Annotated in this window: 17 protein-coding genes; 6 read left to right on the top strand and 11 right to left on the bottom strand. The window is 70.9% G+C overall.

All coding sequences use genetic code 11. The annotated features are described in order from the left end of the window. Positions 1–32: 32 nt before the first annotated feature. The 5 genes from F3T56_RS38710 (at position 33) to F3T56_RS38690 (ending at position 5,127) form a co-directional block, all read left to right on the top strand. Entirely contained in the window at positions 33–503 is a 471-nt protein-coding gene (locus tag F3T56_RS38710) for a single-stranded DNA-binding protein (protein ID WP_149830159.1), read from the top strand. A gap of 229 nt (positions 504–732) precedes the next feature. Further along, the gene (locus F3T56_RS38705; protein WP_246204296.1) at positions 733–2,166 is read left to right on the top strand and encodes a TQXA domain-containing protein; all 1,434 of its coding nucleotides are present in this window, start codon (positions 733–735) and stop codon (positions 2,164–2,166) included. Positions 2,167–2,369: 203 nt separating this feature from the next. Further along, complete coding sequence (ettA, locus tag F3T56_RS38700) at positions 2,370–4,034, top strand: energy-dependent translational throttle protein EttA (protein WP_149830158.1); 1,665 nt, start codon at positions 2,370–2,372, stop codon at positions 4,032–4,034. Positions 4,035–4,036: 2 nt separating this feature from the next. Further along, on the top strand, positions 4,037–4,447 hold the full coding sequence (locus F3T56_RS38695; protein WP_149830157.1) for an acyl-CoA thioesterase: 411 nt from the start codon (positions 4,037–4,039) through the stop codon (positions 4,445–4,447). Further along, complete coding sequence (locus F3T56_RS38690) at positions 4,444–5,127, top strand: DUF8185 domain-containing protein (protein ID WP_149830156.1); 684 nt, start codon at positions 4,444–4,446, stop codon at positions 5,125–5,127. Before F3T56_RS38695 ends, F3T56_RS38690 begins: the two co-directional genes overlap by 4 nt. Before the next feature lie 13 nt (positions 5,128–5,140). On the opposite strand, the gene F3T56_RS38685 is transcribed toward F3T56_RS38690, so the two are convergent. Further along, on the bottom strand, positions 5,141–5,554 hold the full coding sequence (locus F3T56_RS38685) for a globin (RefSeq protein WP_149830155.1): 414 nt from the start codon (positions 5,552–5,554) through the stop codon (positions 5,141–5,143). A gap of 132 nt (positions 5,555–5,686) precedes the next feature. On the opposite strand from F3T56_RS38685, the gene F3T56_RS38680 reads away from it, so the two are divergent. Continuing rightward, positions 5,687–6,667: a methyltransferase domain-containing protein gene (locus F3T56_RS38680; protein WP_149830154.1), complete on the top strand. Its 981-nt coding sequence runs from the start codon at positions 5,687–5,689 to the stop codon at positions 6,665–6,667. Between the two features lie 36 nt (positions 6,668–6,703). On the opposite strand, the gene F3T56_RS38675 is transcribed toward F3T56_RS38680, so the two are convergent. The 10 genes from F3T56_RS38675 to F3T56_RS38630 form a co-directional block, all read right to left on the bottom strand. Then, positions 6,704–8,365, bottom strand: a complete 1,662-nt coding sequence (locus tag F3T56_RS38675) for an FHA domain-containing protein (protein ID WP_149830153.1) — start codon at positions 8,363–8,365, stop codon at positions 6,704–6,706. 84 nt (positions 8,366–8,449) lie between these two features. Continuing rightward, complete coding sequence (locus F3T56_RS38670) at positions 8,450–9,808, bottom strand: vWA domain-containing protein (protein ID WP_149830152.1); 1,359 nt, start codon at positions 9,806–9,808, stop codon at positions 8,450–8,452. A gap of 129 nt (positions 9,809–9,937) precedes the next feature. Beyond that, complete coding sequence (locus F3T56_RS38665) at positions 9,938–11,260, bottom strand: PP2C family protein-serine/threonine phosphatase (RefSeq protein WP_172639346.1); 1,323 nt, start codon at positions 11,258–11,260, stop codon at positions 9,938–9,940. Further along, a complete protein-coding gene (locus tag F3T56_RS38660) occupies positions 11,261–13,840 on the bottom strand; it encodes a serine/threonine-protein kinase (protein WP_149830150.1) in 2,580 nt (859 codons plus the stop codon). It abuts the gene before it with no gap. Next, a complete protein-coding gene (locus F3T56_RS38655) occupies positions 13,837–15,162 on the bottom strand; it encodes a hypothetical protein (protein ID WP_149830149.1) in 1,326 nt (441 codons plus the stop codon). The genes F3T56_RS38660 and F3T56_RS38655 overlap by 4 nt, the downstream gene beginning before the upstream one ends. Before the next feature lie 105 nt (positions 15,163–15,267). Beyond that, positions 15,268–16,299, bottom strand: coding sequence for a glutamate ABC transporter substrate-binding protein (locus F3T56_RS38650; RefSeq protein ID WP_149830148.1), 1,032 nt, complete (start codon positions 16,297–16,299; stop codon positions 15,268–15,270). A 38-nt stretch (positions 16,300–16,337) separates the two neighbouring features. Then, positions 16,338–17,876 carry a hypothetical protein gene (locus F3T56_RS38645; protein ID WP_172639344.1) on the bottom strand — a complete coding sequence of 513 codons (1,539 nt, stop codon included), beginning with the start codon at positions 17,874–17,876 and terminating at the stop codon, positions 16,338–16,340. A gap of 462 nt (positions 17,877–18,338) precedes the next feature. Next, complete coding sequence (locus F3T56_RS38640; protein ID WP_246204295.1) at positions 18,339–19,313, bottom strand: N-acetylglucosamine kinase; 975 nt, start codon at positions 19,311–19,313, stop codon at positions 18,339–18,341. Between the two features lie 20 nt (positions 19,314–19,333). Then, the gene (locus F3T56_RS38635; protein WP_149830147.1) at positions 19,334–20,599 is read right to left on the bottom strand and encodes a 6-phospho-beta-glucosidase; all 1,266 of its coding nucleotides are present in this window, start codon (positions 20,597–20,599) and stop codon (positions 19,334–19,336) included. 122 nt (positions 20,600–20,721) lie between these two features. Beyond that, a complete protein-coding gene (locus F3T56_RS38630) occupies positions 20,722–21,558 on the bottom strand; it encodes a hypothetical protein (RefSeq protein WP_149830146.1) in 837 nt (278 codons plus the stop codon). Positions 21,559–21,788 lie beyond the last annotated feature (230 nt).

Genomic DNA, 21,788 nt, shown 5'->3' with positions numbered 1-21,788 from the left:
CGTGGCGCCGGCGCGAAGGAGGGGTTGGCGGCATGAACGAGACGTTGGTGTGTGTGGTGGGGAACGTGGCGACCCAACCGGTCTGCCGGGAGTTGTCGACGGGTTCCTCGGCCCGGTTCCGGCTCGCGGTCACCTCGCGGTACTGGGACCGGGAGAAGAGCGAGTGGACCGACGGCCACACCAACTTCTTCACGGTGTGGGCGAGGCGCACACTCGCGGCGAACGTGGCGTCGTCCGTGTCGCTGGGTGATCCGGTCGTGGTGCAGGGGCGGTTGAAGGTGCGCAGCGAACAGCGGGACGGGCAGAGCTGGGTGTCGGCGGACGTCGACGCGGTGGCGATCGGCCACGACCTTTCGCGGGGGACGTCGGCGTTCCGGCGGACGCCCAGGGGAGAAGCGGCGGTGACGGCCCCGTCCCAGCCCGAGCCGAACTGGGAGACGCCGCCCGGAAGCCGACCCGTCACAGAGGCCGAACCCCGGCTGGAGCCAGCGGGAGTGACGTGACGTCAGAGAGCGGCCAAGTCGGCGTCAATCTCGTTGATTTGTCGATAAGCCCTGTCCATGAGCTGTGCAAGCGATAACGATTCCGATTCGGATCGGTTGTCCGACGATACGACTGGGAAGAGTGGTGCGCCTCATCCCTAGGATGCCGGACATGGCCCATGGGGCTTCTGATTCTGCTGGTGGGACCACAACCCCCCACGTCAACGGGTCCTGCTCGAAGGGAAATTCAGTGCTTTCTTCGTTCTCGGGGTCGCTCTCCGGGTGGTCCGGGTGGGCCGCGCGCAGGCGAGTGTCGGCCCGTCTCGCCGTGGTGTCGCTGGCGTCCGGACTCGTCGTCGCGGGTGCGATCGTCACCGCGGGCGCGGCCGCTGCCGATGAGACGGCACAGAGCCCGGGTGGGGCGACGGCCACCATAGGCGGCCTGAAGACGTACGGGACGGCGGTGATCCGTACCGACGGCAAGGAACAGCAGCTGCCCGCAGGCCTGTTCGAGATGTTCGTCGACGGCGGCGGCACCCTGCAGACCTACTGCGTCGACGTCCAGAACCCGACGCAGAAGGACGCCAAGTACCAGGAGACGTCCTGGAGCGGCACCTCGCTGGGAGCCAACAAGGACGCGGGCAAGATCCGTTGGATCCTGCAGAACTCCTATCCGCAGGTGAACGACCTCGCGGCGCTCGCCGCCAAGGCCGGCGCCAAGGGGCTCACCGAACAGGACGCGGCGGCCGGTACACAGGTGGCGATCTGGCGGTACTCGGACGGGGCCGATGTGACGGCCCTGGACGCGGAGGCGGAGAAGCTCGCGGACTACCTGGAGAAGAGCGCGCGGAACCTGACGGAGCCGGCGGCCTCGCTGACCCTGGACCCACCGGCGGTCTCCGGCCGCGCGGGCGAGCGGCTCGGACCGGTCACGGTGCACACCAACGCGGACGGCGTGACCGTGACCCCGCCCTCGGACGCGGCTGCGGCCGGGGTCAAGGTCGTCGACGCGGACGGCGAGGCCGTGACCTCGGCCGGCGATGGCAGTGAGCTGTACTTCGAGGTGCCCGAGGACGCGGAGGACGGCTCGGCCGAGCTGACCGTGCAGGCCTCGACCACCGTGCCGGTCGGCCGCGCCTTCGCCTCCGAGACCCGCAGCCAGACCCAGATCCTCGCCGGTTCCAGCGAGTCCACGGTTTCCGCCACGGCGACCGCGAACTGGGCGGAGAAGGGCGCGATACCCGCACTGTCCGCCGAGGAGAACTGCGCCGATGGCGGCCTGGACCTCACGGCCGCCAACCCCGGGGACGAGGCCTTTACCTTCGAGCTGATGGGGATCGAGTACACCATCGAGGCGGGCGAGACCCGCACAGTGACGATCCCGCTGCAGGAGGACCAGGCCTACGACTTCACGATCAAGGGGCCGAACGGCTTCGCGAAGCAGTTCCGAGGCGTCTTCGACTGCCGGACGGAGACCGAGGCCAGTGCCGCGGGCGACTCGGTGCAGACACTGAGCGAGCCGAGCCCGGCGACGGTGGGCGGGAGCACCGTCTCCGACTCCACCACCGACCTCGCCGAGACCGGCAGCTCCGGCGCGACCCCGGTGATCGGCGGCATCGCGATCTCTCTGGTCGTGATCGGCGGTGCGGTCATGATCATCCTGTGCAAGCGGGAGCAGCGGTAGACGGAAAGAGTTCCTTGACAGCTCAACAGTGAGTGACCGCGCGGTGACCACTGCGTGCGACGTGGCCCCGGTACGTCCCCAAGGCGCCGGGGCCGTGTCGCTCGTCCGGGGGGTTCACTATCCGGTTTCCGTCGAGGGCTGGCCGTACGGCAAGATGGGTGGTACTGCCCACTGCCAGATTTCAAGCTGCCGGACGGTTTCTCTTGGCTGAGTACATTTACACCATGCGCAAGACGCGCAAGGCGCACGGCGACAAGGTCATCCTTGACGACGTGACGCTGAGCTTCCTCCCCGGCGCGAAGATCGGTGTGGTCGGTCCGAACGGTGCCGGTAAGTCCACCGTCCTCAAGATCATGGCGGGCCTTGAGCAGCCCTCCAACGGTGACGCGTTCCTGTCCCCCGGCTACTCCGTCGGCATGCTCCTGCAGGAGCCGCCGCTGGACGAGTCCAAGACGGTCCTGCAGAACGTGCAGGACGGCGCCGCCGAGATCATGGGCAAGCTCAAGCGCTTCAACGAGGTCGCGGAGCTCATGGCGACCGACTACTCGGACGCGCTCCTGGACGAGATGGGCAAGCTCCAGGAGGACCTGGACCACGCGAACGCGTGGGACCTGGACACCCAGCTGGAGCAGGCCATGGACGCACTGGGCTGCCCGCCCGGCGACTGGCCCGTCACCAACCTGTCCGGTGGTGAGCGCCGCCGTGTCGCGCTGTGCAAGCTGCTGCTCGAAGCCCCCGACCTGCTGCTGCTCGACGAGCCCACCAACCACCTGGACGCCGAGTCCGTGCAGTGGCTGGAGCAGCACCTCGCGAAGTACCCCGGCACCGTCGTCGCCGTCACCCACGACCGGTACTTCCTCGACAACGTCGCGGGCTGGATCCTGGAGCTCGACCGCGGTCGCGCGATCGGCTACGAGGGCAACTACTCCACGTACCTGGAGACCAAGCAGACCCGTCTCAAGGTCGAGGGCCAGAAGGACGCCAAGCGCGCCAAGCGGCTCAAGGAAGAGCTGGAGTGGGTCCGGTCCAACGCCAAGGGCCGCCAGGCCAAGTCCAAGGCCCGTCTCGCCCGCTACGAGGAGATGGCCGCCGAGGCCGACAAGATGCGGAAGCTGGACTTCGAGGAGATCCAGATCCCGCCGGGCCCCCGTCTGGGCAACGTGGTCGTCGAGGTCAACAACCTCAGCAAGGCCTTCGGTGAGAAGGTCCTGATCGACGACCTCTCCTTCACGCTGCCGCGCAACGGCATCGTGGGCATCATCGGCCCGAACGGCGCCGGCAAGACGACCCTCTTCAAGATGATCCAGGGTCTGGAGGAGCCCGACTCCGGTTCGATCAAGGTCGGCGAGACCGTCAAGATCTCCTACGTCGACCAGAGCCGCGAGAACATCGACCCCAAGAAGACGCTGTGGGCCGTCGTCTCCGACGAACTGGACTACATCAACGTCGGCCAGGTAGAGATGCCCTCCCGCGCCTACGTCTCCGCGTTCGGTTTCAAGGGCCCGGACCAGCAGAAGCCGGCCGGGGTGCTCTCCGGCGGTGAGCGCAACCGGCTGAACCTGGCGCTCACCCTCAAGCTGGGCGGCAACCTGCTGCTCCTCGACGAGCCGACCAACGACCTCGACGTCGAGACCCTGTCGTCGCTGGAGAACGCGCTCCTGGAGTTCCCCGGCTGCGCCGTGGTCGTCTCCCACGACCGGTGGTTCCTGGACCGTGTGGCGACGCACATCCTCGCGTACGAGGGCGAGTCGAAGTGGTTCTGGTTCGAGGGCAACTTCGAGTCGTACGAGAAGAACAAGATCGAGCGACTCGGTGCGGACGCGGCCCGTCCGCACCGCGCCACCTACAAGAAGCTGACCCGGGGCTGATCTTGCGGCACATCTACCGCTGCCCACTGCGCTGGGCGGACATGGACGCGTACGGCCACGTCAACAACGTGGTCTTCCTCCGGTACCTGGAGGAAGCCCGTATCGACTTCCTGTTCCGCCCGGAGAAGGACTTCAAGCAGGGGTCCGTGGTGGCACGCCATGAGATCGACTACAAGAGGCAGTTGGTGCACCGGCACAAGCCGGTGGACATCGAGCTGTGGGTCACCGAGATAAGAGCGGCGTCGTTCACGATCCGCTACGAGGTCAAGGACCCGGCTCAGGTCTATGTCACGGCTTCGACGGTGATAGTGCCGTTCGACTTCGCCGCACAGCGGCCCCGCCGGATCACCTCCGAGGAACGGGAGTTCCTGGAGGAGTACAGGGATGACGAGGAGGAGGCCGTCGCCGCATGACGGTGCTCCACCTCGCCGACGAGGGGGAGGCGGCGGATCTCGCGGCCTTCCTCTCCCGGCTGCTCCACTACGACCGTGGAGCCGCGGTGCGCCTCCAGGCGGCCGGCACCGCACTGGCCGTCTTTGGTCGGCCACCGTCCTTCGAGGTGCTGGCGATCCGCGCGGTGCGGCTCGCCAAGCCGTACGAGAAGGGGCTCGACGTCAGGCTCGACGTGACCGTGTCGGCGGGTGAACTCCTGGAATCCATCGACGAGTCGGCGGGTACGGCGATCGTGCCCGCAGCCGTCACCGGGCCGCCGTGGGCCGGCGTGCTGCCCCCGCGCGGCGGCTGGCGTCCCGAGCCGGGGCTGCCCGCACCGGACGCGGTGCGGACGATGGTCGCCGGGGCGGTGGCCGAATTCCGGTCCCGTACACAGGAGTTGACTCCCGAGCGACGCACCAGGGCCGAACTTGACAGGATCGGGCGGGAGATCTGGTCCCGTCCCATCGGCGACACCGCCCTGCCGGTGCGGGCCGCGCACGCGGCACAGTCGCTCGGCTTCCTCGGGCCCTCGGGCGGTCCCGCAGAGGGGCAGGTCGCCCTGTTCTCGTCGGGTGCGTGGCTCAGGCTGCGGACGGCGTACGGGTCGATCGCCGTGCGCAGGGCGGGGCTGGGGGCGTTGGACGTCAGCGTCCGCTGAGCCGCGGTGGCGGTCAGCCCGGGGTGTTCACCATCGAGGCCGCCGCGTACGTCAGGTAGTTCCACAGGGTGTGTTCGTGTTCCTCGGAGAGGCCGAGTTCGTCGACGGCGTCGCGCATGTGCTTCAGCCAGGCGTCGTGGGCGGCACGGTCGACGACGAACGGGGCGTGGCGCATACGGAGGCGGGGGTGGCCTCGGTTCTCGCTGTACGTGGTGGGGCCGCCCCAGTACTGGATCAGGAACAGGACGAAGCGCTCCTCGGCCGGGCCCAAGTCCTCCTCCGGATACATGGGCCGCAATATCGGGTCCTCGGCGACACCCTCGTAGAAACGGCGCACGAGGCGCCGGAAGGTCTCCTCGCCACCGACCTGCTCGTAGAAGGTCTGCTCCTGAAGCGTGCCCCGCCGAATCTCATTCACGTACCCCATGGTCTCAGACGCGGGGACGGAGGACTCAAGGCTTAGGACCACGCTGCTGGAGAGCGCGAACAGGGAGGGACGGATTCCGCTGGGTGCGCCGTGACGCTCGCCTCTTGGGACGTACCGCAGCACAGTGGAGACATGGGCACACATGCTGTGGACCACGATCTGGAGCGCATCGCCGCCGAGGCCCGCTCGGCGCTGGTGCGTGAGATCGAGGCGAGCGGGGCGTGGGACGCCGATCCGGTGTGGCGGGAGGCGTTCGAGGCGGTGCCGCGTCATCTCTTCGTCCCGTACTACTACGTGGGGGCCGTGGGCGGCTTCGAGCGGCTGTGGGGCGAGGAGCGCGACCCCGGGCGGCGTGCGCGCTGGGTGCGGGGAGCGTACGCCGACGCGCCGCTGGCGACCCGGGTGCGGGACGGGGCGTTGATCTCCTCCAGCAGTCAGCCCTCTCTGATGGCGAAGATGCTGGCCGAGTTGGAGGTGGAGGACGGCGACCGGGTGCTGGAGATCGGCGCCGGGACCGGTTACAACGCGGCGCTGCTCGCGCACCGGCTGGGCGACGACCTGGTCACGACGGTCGACCTGGACGTGGACATCACGGAGGCGGCGCGCAGGCATCTGGACGCCGCCGGGTACCACCCGACCGTCGTCACCGGGGACGGGGCGCGAGGGGTGCCGGAACGCGCCCCCTACGACCGGATCATCGCGACCTGCACGCTGCATTCGATCCCGCGCCCCTGGCTCGAGCAGTGCGCCCCCGGTGGTCGCATCCTGACGCCGATGGCCACGGGGCTGGTCCGGCTGCGGGTCGAGGACGCCGAGCATGCCGAGGGGCGCTTCCTGCACACGTCCGCGTACTTCGTTCCGTTGCGCGGCGGCAGTGAGCCGGAGGCGGTGCATCCGCACCTGGGCGGGCTGCCGCGCCGGGCCAGGGAGCACGAGCTGTTCCGGTTCCTGCTGGCCCTGACGGCGGGCAGCCTGGACCCGCACGAGGCGCTCGCGCTCTGGCAGCGGGAGGGCATGCCGTCGCGCGAGCGCTACGGGATCACGGTCAGCGGCGACCGTGCCTGGGCGTGGCTGGACGACCCGGAAGGGGCGTACTCCTGGCCCCTTCCGTGATCGTCCGCCGCGTGCGGGTTCCCGCGGGTGCCTCGGTCAGCCTCGGCGGATCGTGATCGTCGTCCACGCGCCCACGTGCACCCGGTCCCCGTCCTGGAGCGGGACCGGAACGAAGGGCTGGATGGGCTCCTCGGAGCCGTTGACCGTGGTTCCGTTCGTGGAGTTCTGGTCGACGACCGCCCAGCTGCCGTCGGGCTGCTGTACCAGTACCGCGTGCTGGTGCGAGACACCCGGGTCCTCCGGCGGTACCGAGAGATCGATGTCGGGGGTGTCGCCGGTGGAGTGCCGGCGGCGGCCGATGGTGATCTGGTTGCCGGTGAGGGTGCGCTGCTGCTCGGGGGAGTACGCGGGCAGGTTCAGGCCCGCGGCCTCGGGGCCCGAGCGCTGCATCATCGCCATGAAGTAGTCGCGGTCAGGGCCGATGGTCGCGCTCCAGGTCGCCGGTGCCTGCGGGTAGCCAGGACCGGGCGGGGCCTGGGTTGCGCCGGGCTGCGGATAGCCGTAACCGCCGGGGCGTGCCGCCGCACCGCTGGGACCGCCCGGGCCACCGGGCCCACCAGGGCCACCGGGACCGGTCGACGACGGCGGTGAGATCACCCAGTCGTCGTCGCCCCCGAAGGAGGGGCCACCCGACTGCGGACCACCGGGACCACCGGGGCCGCCACGACCACCGGGTCCTCCGGGTCCGCCAGGGCCGCCGGGCTGGGGTCGCCCGGTCTCCTGCGGGAAGGCAGGCGGCGCCGGGGGGCCGGCCTGGTGGAATGCCTGGGGCGCCCCACCAGGACCAGGACCGCCGGGGCCACCCGGCGTCGGGCCGGGCGGTGGCGGAACCGGCCGTGACGGATCGCCGCCGAAGCCCGGGGGGCCGGGCCGCGACGGGTCGCCACCGAAGGCGGACGGACCGGGCTGGCCGGGCTGGCCGGACGGACCACCCGGGCCCGAGGGCCCGCCACCGAAGACGGACGGACCGCCGGGACCGCCGGGACCACCTGGTCCCGAAGAACCGCCAGGACCGGACGGGCCGCCGGGGCGACCAGGACCACCAGGACCGCCGGGGCCACCCGGCCCCGGGAAACCGTCACGTCCACCGGGCCCACCGGGACCCGGGAAGCCGTCGCGGCCACCCGGTCCACCGGGGCCGCCCGGACCCGACGGCTCGCCGCCGAACGGCGGGCCGGGCGGGATCGGCTCGGCGGGGCGGTTCATCTGCGAGGGCCGCGAGCTCTGGTAGTCGTATCCGTCACCGCCGCCGAAGGACGGCGGGGGCGGCTGCTGGAAGCGCAGCGCGGGGTTCCCGCCAGGACCAGAACCAGGGCCGGGACCGGGGCCCGGGCCGGGACCCTGACCGCCCGGGCCGGGGCCGGGGCCGGGGGCCGGTGCCACAGGCCGGGGCGCGGCCGGCGTGTACGTCGTCGCCGTGTTGGTCAGGAAGTTCCACCGGCACTCCTCGCAGAAGGGCGCGCCGCCCTCGCGGGGCGTGCGGCACTGCGGGCAGAGCTCGGCGGCGTGGTGCGGGCGTCCGGCGGGGCCGCCCGCGCCCGGAGGCGGCGGAGGCGAGCCGGGCGGCGGGTATCCGTAACCGGCGCCGGGGGGCGGCGGCGGTGGAGGCGGCGGGGGTACGGCACCGGCCATACGGTGACCGCAGACCTCGCACCAGTCGTCGGAACCCGACTGGTGTCCGTTCGGGCAGGTCGGCATGTCGGCGCTTCCCCCTCTCCTTTCCGGCCCTTCGGCCGGGTTCTGTGGCCGCGACGGGCACTGAGTACTACTGACTACTGCTCGTTACTTCTTTACACGAACAGTCTTTGTCGACCGAGTCTCGAGAGTCATCTCGTCGGCCTCCGTGACCTTCGCCTTCAGTCGCACAGTACCTGTCGCCGCGTCGACCACGTCCACCACCTTCGCAAGCAGTTTCGCAGTATCCGCGTTCCCGGACGCGCCGGCGAGCTGAACGGCCCGTCCCAGCTTGGCCGTTGCTCCGTCGATATCGCCCGCTTTGCGGGCGTCCAGCCCCTGTTGGATGACTTGTGCTAGTTCGGCCTGGCCTGTGTAGTGCGCGACCTGGGGGTTGATCGACGTGGAGGCGGCCATGTCGTCGGTCCAGACGGCCTTCACCAGGCCCTGCGCGCGGCCCTGCGCGCCGAGGTTCTGCGCGGTGCCGTCGGGCTGCGGGATGACCAGGGAGACACGGGCGGCGAGCATCTCCTGGCCGAGGGTCGCGGGCGGGACCTCGACGCACACGTGGTAGTCACGGGACTCGTCTCCCCACGAACCGGTCGGGTAGTCCCCGGCGCGCGGGCCGGCCTCGGTGCGGCGGTCGGTCAACTCCTCGACCGTGGGGGCCACTTGCTTCACGAACTTGATTTGCGTGCCGACCGGCGTCCACAGCCGCAGGGCGACATCCGCGACCTCCTTGCCCATGGTCGCCTCCATCATCTGCGTGAAGTCGGCGGACAGGGCGGCCGGGTCGGCGATGATGTCGGCGGTGCCGAGCAGCGCGGAGGCGATCCCGGTGACCTCCTTGACCTCCCAGTCGGTGCCGACCCCACGCGCGTCACAGGTGAACCGCCCGGCACAGGCGTCCAGCGCGGCCTTCAGGTCCTCCGGGGACTCGTGTTCGTTGCGGCCGTCGGTGAGCAGGATCCCGTGCCGTATCGCGACGTCGGCCGAGGCGAGCAGGCGGTCGGCGAGCTTCAGCCAGGTGCCGATCGCGGTGCCGCCGCCCGCGCTGAGCTTGCGCAGCGCCTGCTTGGCCTGGTCCCGGGTGGTGGAGTCGGCGACCGCGAGCCGGCCGCCGCCGGGGTAGACCTCCCGGGCCACATGGGTGCCGTCGATCACCGCGAAGTGAACCCCGTCCCGCAGGGTGTCGATCGCGGCGGCCGTGGCGTCCCGGGCGTTGCGCATCTTGGTCGGCGGGTAGTCCATCGACCCCGAGCAGTCGACCATGATCGCCACGGCGGCGGACGGGCCCTGGCCGGGCGAGTAGAGGTGCGGCGCGGTGACGGCGCTGCCCACGGTGCCCCCGCCCGTCGCGCTCACCGTCACGATCGCGTTGACCTCGCGGCCGCCCTCGGGCAGGTACTCGTTCTGGTAGACGTCCACCGAGAACTGCGGCACGTTCGACTTCGAGAAATTGGCCATGCCTACTCTGATCCCCCTAGCAGCCCCACAGAACGTGGGGTCATGACTGTGCGTGGCTGTGCCCGGACCGGTCCCCTCCGGTCCGTCGGCCGTTCCCGTCCTCGGCCGCCGGGGCACCCGAAAGCGCCCTCAGGCCGATCCTGCCCCCTGAGGCGGGGCGGGGAACGGCAGGACGGCCACTGTTACGTTGTCGTGGCCACCGCCGTCGAGCGCGTGGCCGACCAGAACCTGGGCGCAGTGCAGTGGGCGCTCGGCCGCGTCGAGGGGCACGGCCTCGGCCATCTCCTCGGCGGCCTCCGCGTAGTTCCACAGTCCGTCGGTGCACACCACCACTACACCCGGCCGGTCCGGTTTGAAGGAAGCGGTGTGCGGCTCCAGTTCGTACGCGTCCGCACCGAGCCAGCCGGTGATCGCGTGGGCGCGTTCGTCGGCGTACGCCTCGGCCTCGCTCATCAGTCCCGCGGACACCATCTGTGCCGCCCACGAGTCGTCCTCGGTGAGCCGGGCCGGGGGAGCGCTGCGGTCCACGGGGACCCAGTAGGCGCGGCTGTCGCCGACCCAGCCGACGACGAGCAGGCTGGGGGTGACGACGGAGCCGACGATGGTGCACGCCGGCGCGTTCTGGTGCGGGGCGTGCTCCTGGCCCGTCTCCGGTTCCTCCGCGAGGGCGTTGACGGCGGCCGAGGCGGCGACGATCGCGTCGTGCATCGCCTGCTGCGGGTGCGTGCCGCGCGGCAGGGAATCGAGCAGCGTCTCGTTGGCCGCCCGGGCGGCGGCGAGCGAGGCGTCGTCGGGCCGGGTCGCGGACGACACACCGTCGCAGACGATCGCGACGACCGAGGGGGAGCCGTCGGGCAGCGCGGTCGAGGAGACGGCGAACGCGTCCTCGTTGCGGTGATGGCGCAGCCCCCGGTCGCTGACCGCGGCGACCGCGCCCAACTCCTGCTCCACGTGGTCGCGTTCACGCGGCTGGGCGTGCCCGCAGTTCTCGCAGTAGCCGTCCCGGTCGACATACCCCGCGCGGCAGGCCACGCACAGCTTCATGCCGGCCGGCGGGGTGGCCGGTTCGGCGGTGCGTGGGTCCGGCGGCAGGGGCGCCGCCAGCGGGTACTCGTCGGGCTCGCGGGGCCGGTCGAACCGTACGCCCCGCCCGGGGCCGGGCAGTTCACCGCCGCCCGACTCGGTGCCCTGGAGGTCGGTGGGCAGGACGACCGGCGCGGACGGGCCCGCACCGGCCGACGGGGGCGCGACGGGCCAGGCCACGGACGCCGCCTCGTCGGGCGTGTCACCCGCTGTCCCGTTCATGGTGAGGGTCGGGTGGTCCGCCGGCGGCGCGGGCACCGCCGAGAGATCATGGCCGCACGCGCCACAGAAGCGGTCGTCCGAGGCGAGCGGCCACTCGCAGATCGGGCACTTCGTCAGCGCGGTCGGCTGGGGCATCTGCGACATCAACTACACCCACGTCCGGGGGCGGTAACGGTTGGCACGTTCCACCAGGTCGATCCTCTCCTCGCCGCCTTGCGCGAGCCGGGCCAGCGTGCGGTACGCGCGCTCCAGTCCGAGGCGGAGGCCGCGCTCGTCCAGCGCGCTGCCGAGCAGCGTCCGCCCACCGCCGGCCGGGGGCGCGGCGCCCTGGCCTCCGGAGAGTACCCAGTCCAGGGCGCAGCCAAGGACCTCTGTGGACAACTGCTCACGGCGCACCGCGTCCAGACCGTACCCGCCGAGCGCCTCGACCTGGCCCGCGGCGGCGGTCAGATCGTCCAGGAACGGCGTGTCCGGCGCGGCTGCGGACGCGAGCGTGGCCTCCGTACGGTGTCTCAACCGCGCCCGTACGGCGGCGACCCGGGCGGCGGTGTAGTGGATGGACGCCTCCGGTACGGACTCCAGGGTGTGTACGGCGTTCTGCCGGTCCCCGGCGGTCAGCCGCACCCGGGCGAGCCCGAACGCGGCGCTGACGAAGCTGGGGTCGGTCGTCCACACCAGGCGGTAGTACTCGGCGGCGTTGTCCAACTGCCCGAGGACCTCGGCGCACAGACCGAGGGCCAGCTTGGGGGCCGGCTCGCCCGGGAAGGCGTCGTAGATCGCGTCGAAGGACAGCGCGGCGTTCTCGTGGTCGCCGGTCGCGAGCGCGGTCACGCCCCGGTACCAGACGACCCGCCAGTCGTCGGGGTGGTCCCGGTCCAGGGCGTCCAGGGTGCTCTGCGCGATGGGGAACTCGCCCATCTCCAGGCGGGCCCGCAGCTCCCGCAGCCGCAGCTCCAGCGAGCCGGTGGGCGCCGCGTGCAGCGCGGTGATCAGTTCGGCGGGCGCGGAGGCGATGAGACCTGCCAGGAACCCGGCGTTCGGGTCCCCCGGGTCCACGCGCGGGACGGGCAACGCGAGCGCCGCGGCGGCGGTGTCGAGCTGCTTGGTGAGTCGCGCGGGGGAGGGCAGGGCCGCGCTGCCGGTCAACAGGGCGGGCGTACCGGAAGGAGGAGCACCGTTCTTGGATTTCGTCTTCTCGCGGCGCATTCCCAGCCGGGACACATCCCCGGCCGGCTCGCCGAACAACTCCGTGTCCGTGACCTTCAGTTCAGGGCCGAAGATCGTCGAAAGGGAGGGGCGGGCCCGGCCCGTCTGGAGGGAGACGACCTCCCGCAGGACACCCGTCAGCTGCTCCGACATCTCCTGCGCGGAGGCGAACCGGCGGGCCGGGTCGGGGTCGGTGGCACGTACCAGCAGGCGGTAGAAGGACTCGTACTGGCGGAAGACCTCGATGTTGTCGGGGTCGGGCAGGGAGTCGACGAAGACGCTCGTGTAGCCCTGGAAGTCGAAGGTCAGGACCGCGAGGGTACGGGCGACCGTGTACAGGTCGGACGCCACCGACGGGCCCGCGTCCGCGACTTCGGGCGCCTGGTAGCCGACCGTGCCGTAGATGGCCGACTCGTCGTCGTCCATCCTGCGCACCGCGCCCATGTCGATCAGCTTGAGCTGGTCCTCGGTCTGGATCGCGTTGTCGACCTTGAAGTCGCAGTACAGCAGGTTGCGGCTGTGGAGGTGGCCGAGCGCTTCGAGCGCCTCGATGCCGTACGCGCACGCCTGCTCGACCGGCAGCGGATCGCGGCGCCCGTCCGGTGTACGGCGGCCGTTGGCGATCTCCTTGAGGGACTTGCCGCCGACGTACTCCATGACGATGTACCCGTCCAGCGAGCCGGTGCGCTGGTCGAGGTGCTCGACGAAGTTGTAGATACGGACGATGTTGTTGTGCTCGATCTCGGCGAGGAAGCGGCGCTCGGAGATCGCGGCGGCCATCGCGTCCTGGTCACCGGTGTCGAGAAGGCCCTTCAGCACCACCCAGCGGTCGGACACGGCCCGGTCTATGGCGAGGTAGATCCAGCCCAGACCGCCGTGCGCGAGGCAGCCCACGACCTCGTACTGCCCGCGCACGATGTCGCCCGAGTGCAGCTTCGGCACGAACGAGTACGGGTGGCCGCACTTGGTGCAGAAGCCCTCCGTGCGCCCCGGCCGGTCGCCGCGCGCCCGCCCGACCGGCGCCCCGCAGTCGGAGCGCGAGCAGAACCGCTTCCGCTCGGGCACCTCGGCGGTCTCCAGGACCATCGAACGCGGGTCCGGGCGCGGCACGTCCGGCACCTGGACCAGACCGACGCCGAGCCGGGCCCGGCCGGAGGAGGCCGCGGTCTTGCCGGAGCTGCGGACCGACACCGAGCGGCCCGTCGACTTGCCCGACAGGGCGCGCGAGAGGCGGCCGGAGACCGAGCGCCGGGACTGCGAGGAGCGCGCGGACGCCCGCGAGGAGCGCGAGCTGCTGGAACCGGAGCCGCGCGAGCCCTTGCCGCCGCCGGTGATGCCGGTGGGCGGGGAGGCGACCATGCCGTCGGGCGAGACGACCGGTGCCAGACCGCAGGTGTCGCAGTACAGCTCGCCGCCGCCCACGTCCTCGTACGAGCCCTCGCAACCGGGTCGCTGACAGGATTGCTGCTGACCCTGCTCGCTCGTCTGTTCCCCTGCCCGGCCTTCGCCTGTCTGACTCACGATTCCTCCCCTCTCCGGTCCTGGGGCTCACGCGGGGCCGGCACGGACTGGCCCAGCATTTCGGCCGCCGCCTGCTGGTAGCGCAGCACGGCCTGCTCGGCGACGCGCAGGTCGCAGGGGGCGCTCCACAGCATGCGGCGCGCCGCGTCGTACCGCTCGATGAGCAGCGAGTCCTCCGCGAAGCCGTGCCGCGCGACCTTCGCCTTGTAGGCGTCGAGGCGGCCGCGCAGCTCGGCGCGGACCGCCAGGGGGGCGGTGACCGCCGTCAACGACTCGCGGGCGCGCAGCAGTTCGTCGTCCGCCTTCTGCTCCAGGGACTCAAGAAGCGGGGACAGCCGGTGCCACTGCGCGTGTCTGCGGTACTCGGCGGCCATCGCCAACTGCTCCTGCAACACCGTCGGCGGACCGGAGACCACGGGCACCTCGGTCGCGGCGATCTTCGCCAGCACCTCGCCGCGGGCACTGCGCGCCTCCGCGAGCGTACGGTCCGCGCGGCTGAGTACGTCCCGCAGCTTCACCAGCCGCGCCTCCGCGTCCTGCCGGACCGTCAACACGGCCTCGATCTCCCGGCGTACGTCCTCCAGGGCACGCGCCTCACGGTCGTACGCCGAGGTGTCCGGGCGGCCGCCGCCGGGCGCCGAACTGCCCTGTGTGGGCGTCCAGAAGGCCAGGGGGTCGGAGACGACCTGCTCGCGGAGTCTGGTCAGGGTGCGGGTGATCCGCTCCAGGTCGTCGCCCGCCGGGTGCTCGCCGGGGCGTACGCCGACGGAGTGCGCGAGCTGGCGCGTGCGCTGGAGCTCGGCGGCCAGTAGATCGATCCGGGCGGGCAGCGCGGACCACACCGCGTCGGCGGCCACGACCATGTCCAGCGAGGACGCGTACAGGTCGTTCATCCGGTCCACCAGTGTGGACAGCGAGAACTGCTCGCTGAGGCGGCTCGCGCCCTGCAGCGTCGGCGCGTTCGCCATGGCTGTGGCGGAGCCGGCGACCGTGACGGCCTCGCCGCGCAGCAGCTCGGTCAGCTCCACCAGGTCCTCACGGCTGGACCAGCGGCGGCGCGAACGGATCTCCCGGGCGCTGTGCAGCGCGTCCGTGTACGCGTCGAAGTACGCCCACAGCAGCGTGATCGACGCCTCCGCGGAGGCCCAGCGCTCTTGGGTGACGCCGGTCAGCGCGGCGCCTTCGAGGAGTCTGCGGCCCGCGTGGTCCTGCAGGGCGAGGAGCGAGGTCTCGATGGCCTCGTGCTCCGCGCCGAGCCGCGCAAGCGCACGGTCCACCTCGTCCCGGTCCATCACCGGCCCGGTGGATCCCGCGACGCCCATCGATCACCTCTCGCTGCTGTCGGGGTCGGTCTGTCGGTCTGTGCGTGGTCGTTCTGTGCCTGGTCGGTCCCTGTACTTCAGGCCCTGTACTTCAGTCCCGGTACTTCAGTCCCGGTACTGCTGGCCCGCCGGCGGGCGGGAGTTGGCCGAATCCGGGCCGAGGGTCGCGGACAGCCAGTTGGTGTACGAGTCCTGCCAGCCGTCCTTCAGGTAGTCCACCAGCACCTGATTGACCCGGCGTACCAGATCCTCGGCCTTCAGATTCATCGCCACGCCGTAGTACTCGGTGGTGAAGGGCGCGCCCTTCAACTCGACCGTCGGGTCCTGCGCCGCCTGGCTCGCGGCGAGCGCGCCGTCGGTGATCACGGCGTCGGCCTCGCCGAGTTGGAGCCTTACCAGGCAGTCGAGCTGGTTGGGCACCTTGATGATCTCGGCGTCGGCGGCCGGCCTGCCCGGTTTCTGGTCCGCCTCAAGGGCGGACAGAGCGGTGGAACCGGTGGCCGCGCAGACCTTCATGCCCGCCAGCGATTCGTCGTAGCCCTTGATCGTCGAGGAATTGGGGACCAGTACCTGCTGACCGGTCTTGAAGTAGGGCTGGGAGAAGGCGACTTCCTGCATCCGCTTGCAGCTGATCGTCATGGTGCGGACCACCATGTCGACCTGCCCCTTTTCGATCGCGGGGATGCGCTGGTTCGTGGGAATCGCCTTGAAACGCACCTTGTCGCGGTCGCCGAGGACCTCCTCGGCTATGCGGTGCGCCAGGTCGATGTCGAAACCCTCCAACTCCGCGCCCGTCTCCGTGTTGTTCGGGTCGCGGTAGCCCCAGCGGTAGCTGTTCTGGTCGACGCCGACCGTGATGAAGTCGTTCTCCTTGATCCTCGCGATCGTGGCGCCGGAATCGTCGGAGGAGGGCCTGAGGCTCTGGTTCTCCGGATCTTTCATGGTGTCGCACTCGTCCGCCCGCACCTGTGTGCCCCGGGTGACGCCCGGGCCGCCGGTGCCCGTGGAGCCGTCGCCGCGTGTCCCGCTCAGCGGCAGTACCAGAGCGAAGACCACGGTCAGGGCGCAGAGGACGGCCATCGCGCCCACGCCGCCCCAGCCCCTGAGGCCTGCCTTCAGACGTCGTACCGCACTCATCGTTCCTCCTCCTTCCACCGTGTCTCCTCCGGTCGTCCTCATCGGTACTCCGAGAGCCTGCGCCCGATGCCGAGCACCGAGCCCGCCGCGCCCAGCACGGCCAGGACGGCGGCGCCCACCGGGAGTCCGAGCATCGCGTTCCGGCCGCCCTCGGCGGCCAGCCGGAACTCCTCCTCCTCGTGCCCGCGCGCGTTGTCCAGATTCTGGTCGACCTGGTCGAAGCACTCGCCCGTCGGCTTGTCGCCCTGCGGGCAGTTGGTGGACACCTTGCCGTCCTTGGCGCCGATCACCTGGTCGAGGGCGCACTGGAAGTCGCCCTCGTCGTCGGCCTCGCGGGCGCTCTCGTGCCGCTCCAGCCAGACCTCCATGCTGGCGGTGGCGGCCTGCACGGGCTTCTCACCGCTGGCGTCGTCGGCGATCTTCTGGGCATCGGCCAGCGCCGAATTGAGCTCTCTCATGTCGCCCGTGAACTCGTGGTCGAACTTGTCCACGGTCGTGTCCTTGCCGTCGACCTTGATCGTCGCGGTCTCGGCGCCCCGGCTGATCAGCGTCAGGTTCTCGTTGCCGCGGGCCTTGAGGGAGGCGATGCTCGCGTCGTTCAGCACGGTCAGGGACCGTACGCCGTTGTCGTACGAGTCGTTCAGCCCCGAGCGGGCGACGGTGTGGCCGACGGTCAGCCACAGCAGGACGACCGTGGAGGCGGCTGTCGCCGCGACCAGGCCGTGGTTCAACACCCGGTTCGTACGCCGGTAGTTGCGGCGCTGGGCCCAGGCCAGGCCGCCGAGGGCGACGACGCCGAGGCCGATCGCGGCCCACGGGTACGACGTGGCGTCGGCGTAGTCGTCGCGGAGGCGCTTGTTCTCGTTGTCGTAGATCTTCTGCGCCTTCGGGAGCATGTCGTCCTGCATCTTGGAGTTCGCGTAGCGCAGATACGCGCCGCCCAGCGGGTAGCCCAGGCGGTTGTTGGCGCGGGCCCGCTCGACCAGGCCCTTGTACTCCGGCAGCAGTTCGTTCAGTTCGGCGACGAGTTTCTCGGATTCGGAGCCGCTCTCGGAGGCCGCGGCCGCGGCGGCCAGCTTGTCGGCGGCATCCGCGATCTCCCGTTCGTATCTTTCGCGCGATGCCTTCGTTTCCTGGCCGCCGGCGAGGAAGCCGCTGGAGGCCGCCGTGTTGGCGTCGGCGAGGGAGCGGTAGATGTCGGCCGCGGCGGAGCTGAGGGGCTGACTGCTGTGGAGTACGTCGTCGGCGGCGCTCGAACGGTCGTTCATCTGCCAGGCGGTGACGGAGCCGAACGCGACGACGAGGAAGGCGAGGACGGCGCCGATGATGCGTAGGCGGCCGGGCTCGGTGACCGCGGCGGCCTTCAGTTGGTCCAGGCCCTCCGCGAACGCCGTGCGGCGGGGTGGGGCGCCGTCGGGGTCCGGGGGCGGCGGTCCGGGGGGCCGGGATGCGTACGTGCCCTGCGGTGGCACGGGCGGGGCCGCCGTGCCCGGGGCCGACGCGCCCGGGGCCGCGCTCGGGTGCGGGCCGGCGGGCGGTGCCGGTGGTGCCGCGTTGCCCTTCGGCGTGTATGTCACTTGACCTCCCCCATGGTCATTTCTCGGTCACCTCCGCCCGTGCCGCACCGTCTCGTTCGGGGTGTGCGGGTAGAGGTGCACGGCCGCAAGTATCGCCGCCGGGACTGACATCCGCACAGGCCTTGACTCGATCTTGTGCCCCGATCGTGTCGTTGCGCGGTGCGTGTGTCGAATTCCGGCGCAGCACAAGGCTTCCCGCACCGCCCCCTGCCCATGAATACGCGGTTCGATCGGGTTCGGTTCCCTGGGGATTCGTATGTGTTCGGGGGAGGGGGTGTGGGGGTGATGTGGGGTTTTTCGCCCCCGCCGCCCCTACCCGTTCCCATCCCCAGGGGCGGCTGCCCCCTCGACCCCACTGCGCCTTCTGGCTCGGGGGGTTCGGGTTTGTTCGCGGGTGCGGGTTGTCAGTGGTTGCTCGCGCCCACGCGGCGGAGCCGCAAATCGACACAGCCCCGCGCCCCTTTACAGCTCGGCGGCTTCGAAATGTGTGCGTACGCGCGCGTGGGCCTCTCTTTCTGCGCCCACCTGGTCCAGGGCCAGTAGGGCTGCGCCCAGGACGGGGGGTGCTGTGACCACCTTGGGGGTGGCTTTTGGGGCGGTGGTGGCCAGTAGGGCGCGTACTCGGGTGTCGAGGTGGGGGTGGCGGGCCGCCAGGACGCTGCCGCCCAGGAGGACGGGGGCTTCCTCCTCCAACAGGTCCAGGCGGGTGAGGGCCACTGTGGCCATGGTGACGACCTCCTCGGCCAGGCGGTCGATCAGGGAGCGGGCCAGGGGGTCGCCGGTGGCCGCCGTGGCGAAGAGCACCGGGGTCAGTTCGTGGCGGCGGGTGGGTGGGATGTGCTCCAGGTGGAGGGCTTCGATGAGGGTGTACATGGAGTTCAGGCCGAAGTGTGCGGGCAGGGTCCGGGCCAGGGCGGTCGGGCCGCCCCGGCCGTCCTCCGCTCGGGCCGCGTGCCACAGTGCTTCCTCGGCCAAGCCCCAACCACCGCCCCAGTCACCGGAGATGCGCCCCAGCGCGGGGAAGCGCGTGGTGCGGCCGTCGGGGCGCATGCCTACGCAGTTGATGCCGGCGCCGCACACCACGGCCACCCCGCGTGGCTCGGCCACGCCCGCCCGCAGGATCGCGAACGTGTCGTTGCGGACCTCGACCGAAGCGCCCCACGCGCGCGTGTGCAGCGCGGCGGCCAGCCGTTCCTCCTCGACGGGGAAGTCGGCGTTGGCGAGACAGGCCGACACATGGTCGACGGACGTGACACCCGCCGAGGCGAACGCCTCCCGCACCACCTCCGCCAAGGCGTCCACGGCCGCCGGTACCCCCACCGTCGGCGGCCGGAACCCGCCCCCGCGCGCCGTGCCCAGCACCTCCCCGTCGGCCGCGATCACCGCCACGTCGGTCTTGCTGTTGCCCGCGTCGATCGCGAGGACACTTTCGGTCACGCCCGCGCTCACACCAACGTTCACGCCCACGCGAGGTGCTCCCGGTTGTGCGCGATCAGCTTGTCGGTGAGGGCGTCGGCGTACTCGTACTGGCCGATCAGGGGGTGGGCCAGCAGCGCCCGGAACACGCGGTCCCGGCCGCCGCGCAGCGCCGCGTCGAGCGCGAGGTCCTCGTACGCGGTCACGTTCGCCATGAGGCCGGCGTACAGCGGGTCCACGGACGGCACCGGCAGCGGGGCGGCGCCCAGGCCGCTCACGGACGCCTGCACCTCGATCACCGCGTCGGCGGGGAGGAAGGGCAGCGTGCCGTGGTTGTACGTGTTCACCACCTGGTACGTGCTGCCGCCGCTGCCCAGGAGCGAAGCGGCCAGGTCGACGGCGGCCTCCGAGTAGTACGCGCCGCCGCGCTTCGCGAGCAGCGCGGGCTTCTCGTCGAGCGCCGGGTCGGCGTACATCTGAAGCAACTCGCGTTCCATACTGGCCACTTCGGCGGCCCGCGACGGCTTGGTGCGCAGCTCCCGTACGACCTCGTCGTGGGCGTAGAAGTAGCGCAGGTAGTAGGAGGGGACCACGCCCAGGCAGTCAAGGAGGGGGCGGGGCAGCCGCAGGTCGGCGGCGATCGTCCCGCTGTGGTCGGTCAGCAGCTTCGCGAGGACGTTTTCGCCCGCGGGCCCGCCGAGGCGGACTCCGGTCTCCCAGGTGAGGTGGTTGAGGCCCACATGGTCCAGGTGCACCTCGGCCGGGGTCACGCCGAGCAGGTTGGCGAACTTCCGTTGCAGTCCGATCGCCACGTTGCACAGTCCGATCGCCTTGTGACCGGCCTTGAGCAGGGCGCGGGTCACGATCCCCACCGGGTTGGTGAAGTCGATGATCCAGGCGTCGGGGTTCGTACGGCGGACCCGTTCGGCGATGTCCAGGACGACCGGGACCGTGCGCAGCGCCTTCGCCAGGCCGCCCGCGCCCGTCGTCTCCTGCCCGACGCAGCCGCACTCCAGCGGCCAGGTCTCGTCCCGCTCCCTGGCCGCCTGGCCGCCGACCCGGAGTTGCAGCAGTACGGCGTCGGCGTCCGCCACGCCCGCGTCCAGGTCGGCCGTCGTCACGATCCGCCCGGGGTGCCCCTGACGGGCGAAGATACGCCGGGCCAGACCGCCGACCAGCTCCAGCCGCTCGGCGGCCGGATCGACTAGCACCAGCTCCTCGATGGGCAGGGTGTCCCGGAGCCGGGCGAACCCGTCCACGAGTTCGGAAGTGTAGGTCGAGCCTCCGCCGACCACAGTGAGCTTCATGGGAATAGGACTAGACCAACAGGGTTGTGTGTGCAAGGCAAGTAAAACCGCTCAGGCGGGCAACGGAGTCGTTGCCCGCCTGAGCGGCGGGTACTGGAGGAGGGGTGGCTACCTCACGTCGGCTACTTGACGTCGACGTAGTCCGCGGCCGACGTCTTCGCTGCGGTCGTGGACGTACCGGCGAACTTGTAGCGGTACGAGCCGTCCTTCGTCGCCTTCACGGTGGTGGACAGGGCCCCGCCCGTGCCGGAGGTGATCGTCTTGACGTCGGTGTAGGAGGCGGCGCCCTTGGCCTTGAACTGGAGGATGACCTTCTGGTCCTTGTAACCGGTGAAGGTGCCCTTGGCCCAGTCGGCGCGGGTGAGCTTGCCCTTGACGGTCAGGGTCTTGCCCTTGACGACCGGCTCCGGCGTCGCGTTGGTGCCGAGCCCGGCCTTGCGCTGGAGCTTGGCCGTGCCGAGGTTGACCCAGGCGTCGACGCCGGTCTCGAAGCTGATGTGGCCGTCGGAGTCGTCCATGTCCATGTACGAGCGGACGTAGACGGCGGCGGCCTTCCAGGCGGTGGCGTCCGCGGCGCTGTGGAGCTGCTCGCGCGGGTCGACGGTGAGTGTCGTCCTGCACGACTCGGTGACCGTGGTCTCCGTCGTCGCGGTGGTGGTGCAGGTCGGCGCGTTCGAGGAGCTCTCCAGGGCGTTCGCGGGGTCGGCGAGCGAGCCGCGGTACAGGATGACGCCCAGGAAGTTGTTCTTGTAGTCGATGACGAGGTCCGACGGGCGGGTGAAGCTGTAGGTGACCGGCACGGTCACCGTCGCGTTGGTGCCGACCACGATCGACTTGTCGTTGTTCACAGTGACGGCACCGAAGGCCAGGTCCGGCGAGTCGGCCAGCGCGGCGGGCGCGGCCAGACCGGTGAGAGCCAGGGCGCCGGACACGGCGGCGCCTATGGCGAGCTTTCGCATGGGTCCCCACATTCGAAGCGAGCCCCTGGGCGTTGCGCTCCAGAACAAGGGCTCGCTGTTGGGGGTGACACTAGGCGATCACGGGTGTGGGGGGAACGCGAGGCACCTGTGAAGGCGGCAAATTCCTGACGCGGTTCGGACACATGCGATCTGCGGGGGGGGGGCACTAGGGCCTGTATCTGGTTTCGATCAAGGGGTGGCCCGCGCGAGCTCCTTGATCCAGATCATCG

Source organism: Streptomyces tailanensis, from assembly GCF_008386495.1.
Taxonomy (GTDB): Bacteria; Actinomycetota; Actinomycetes; order Streptomycetales; family Streptomycetaceae; genus Streptomyces; species Streptomyces tailanensis.
The sequence above is the reverse complement of the archived record's forward strand: the minus strand, read 5'-3'. Positions and strand labels throughout refer to the sequence as shown.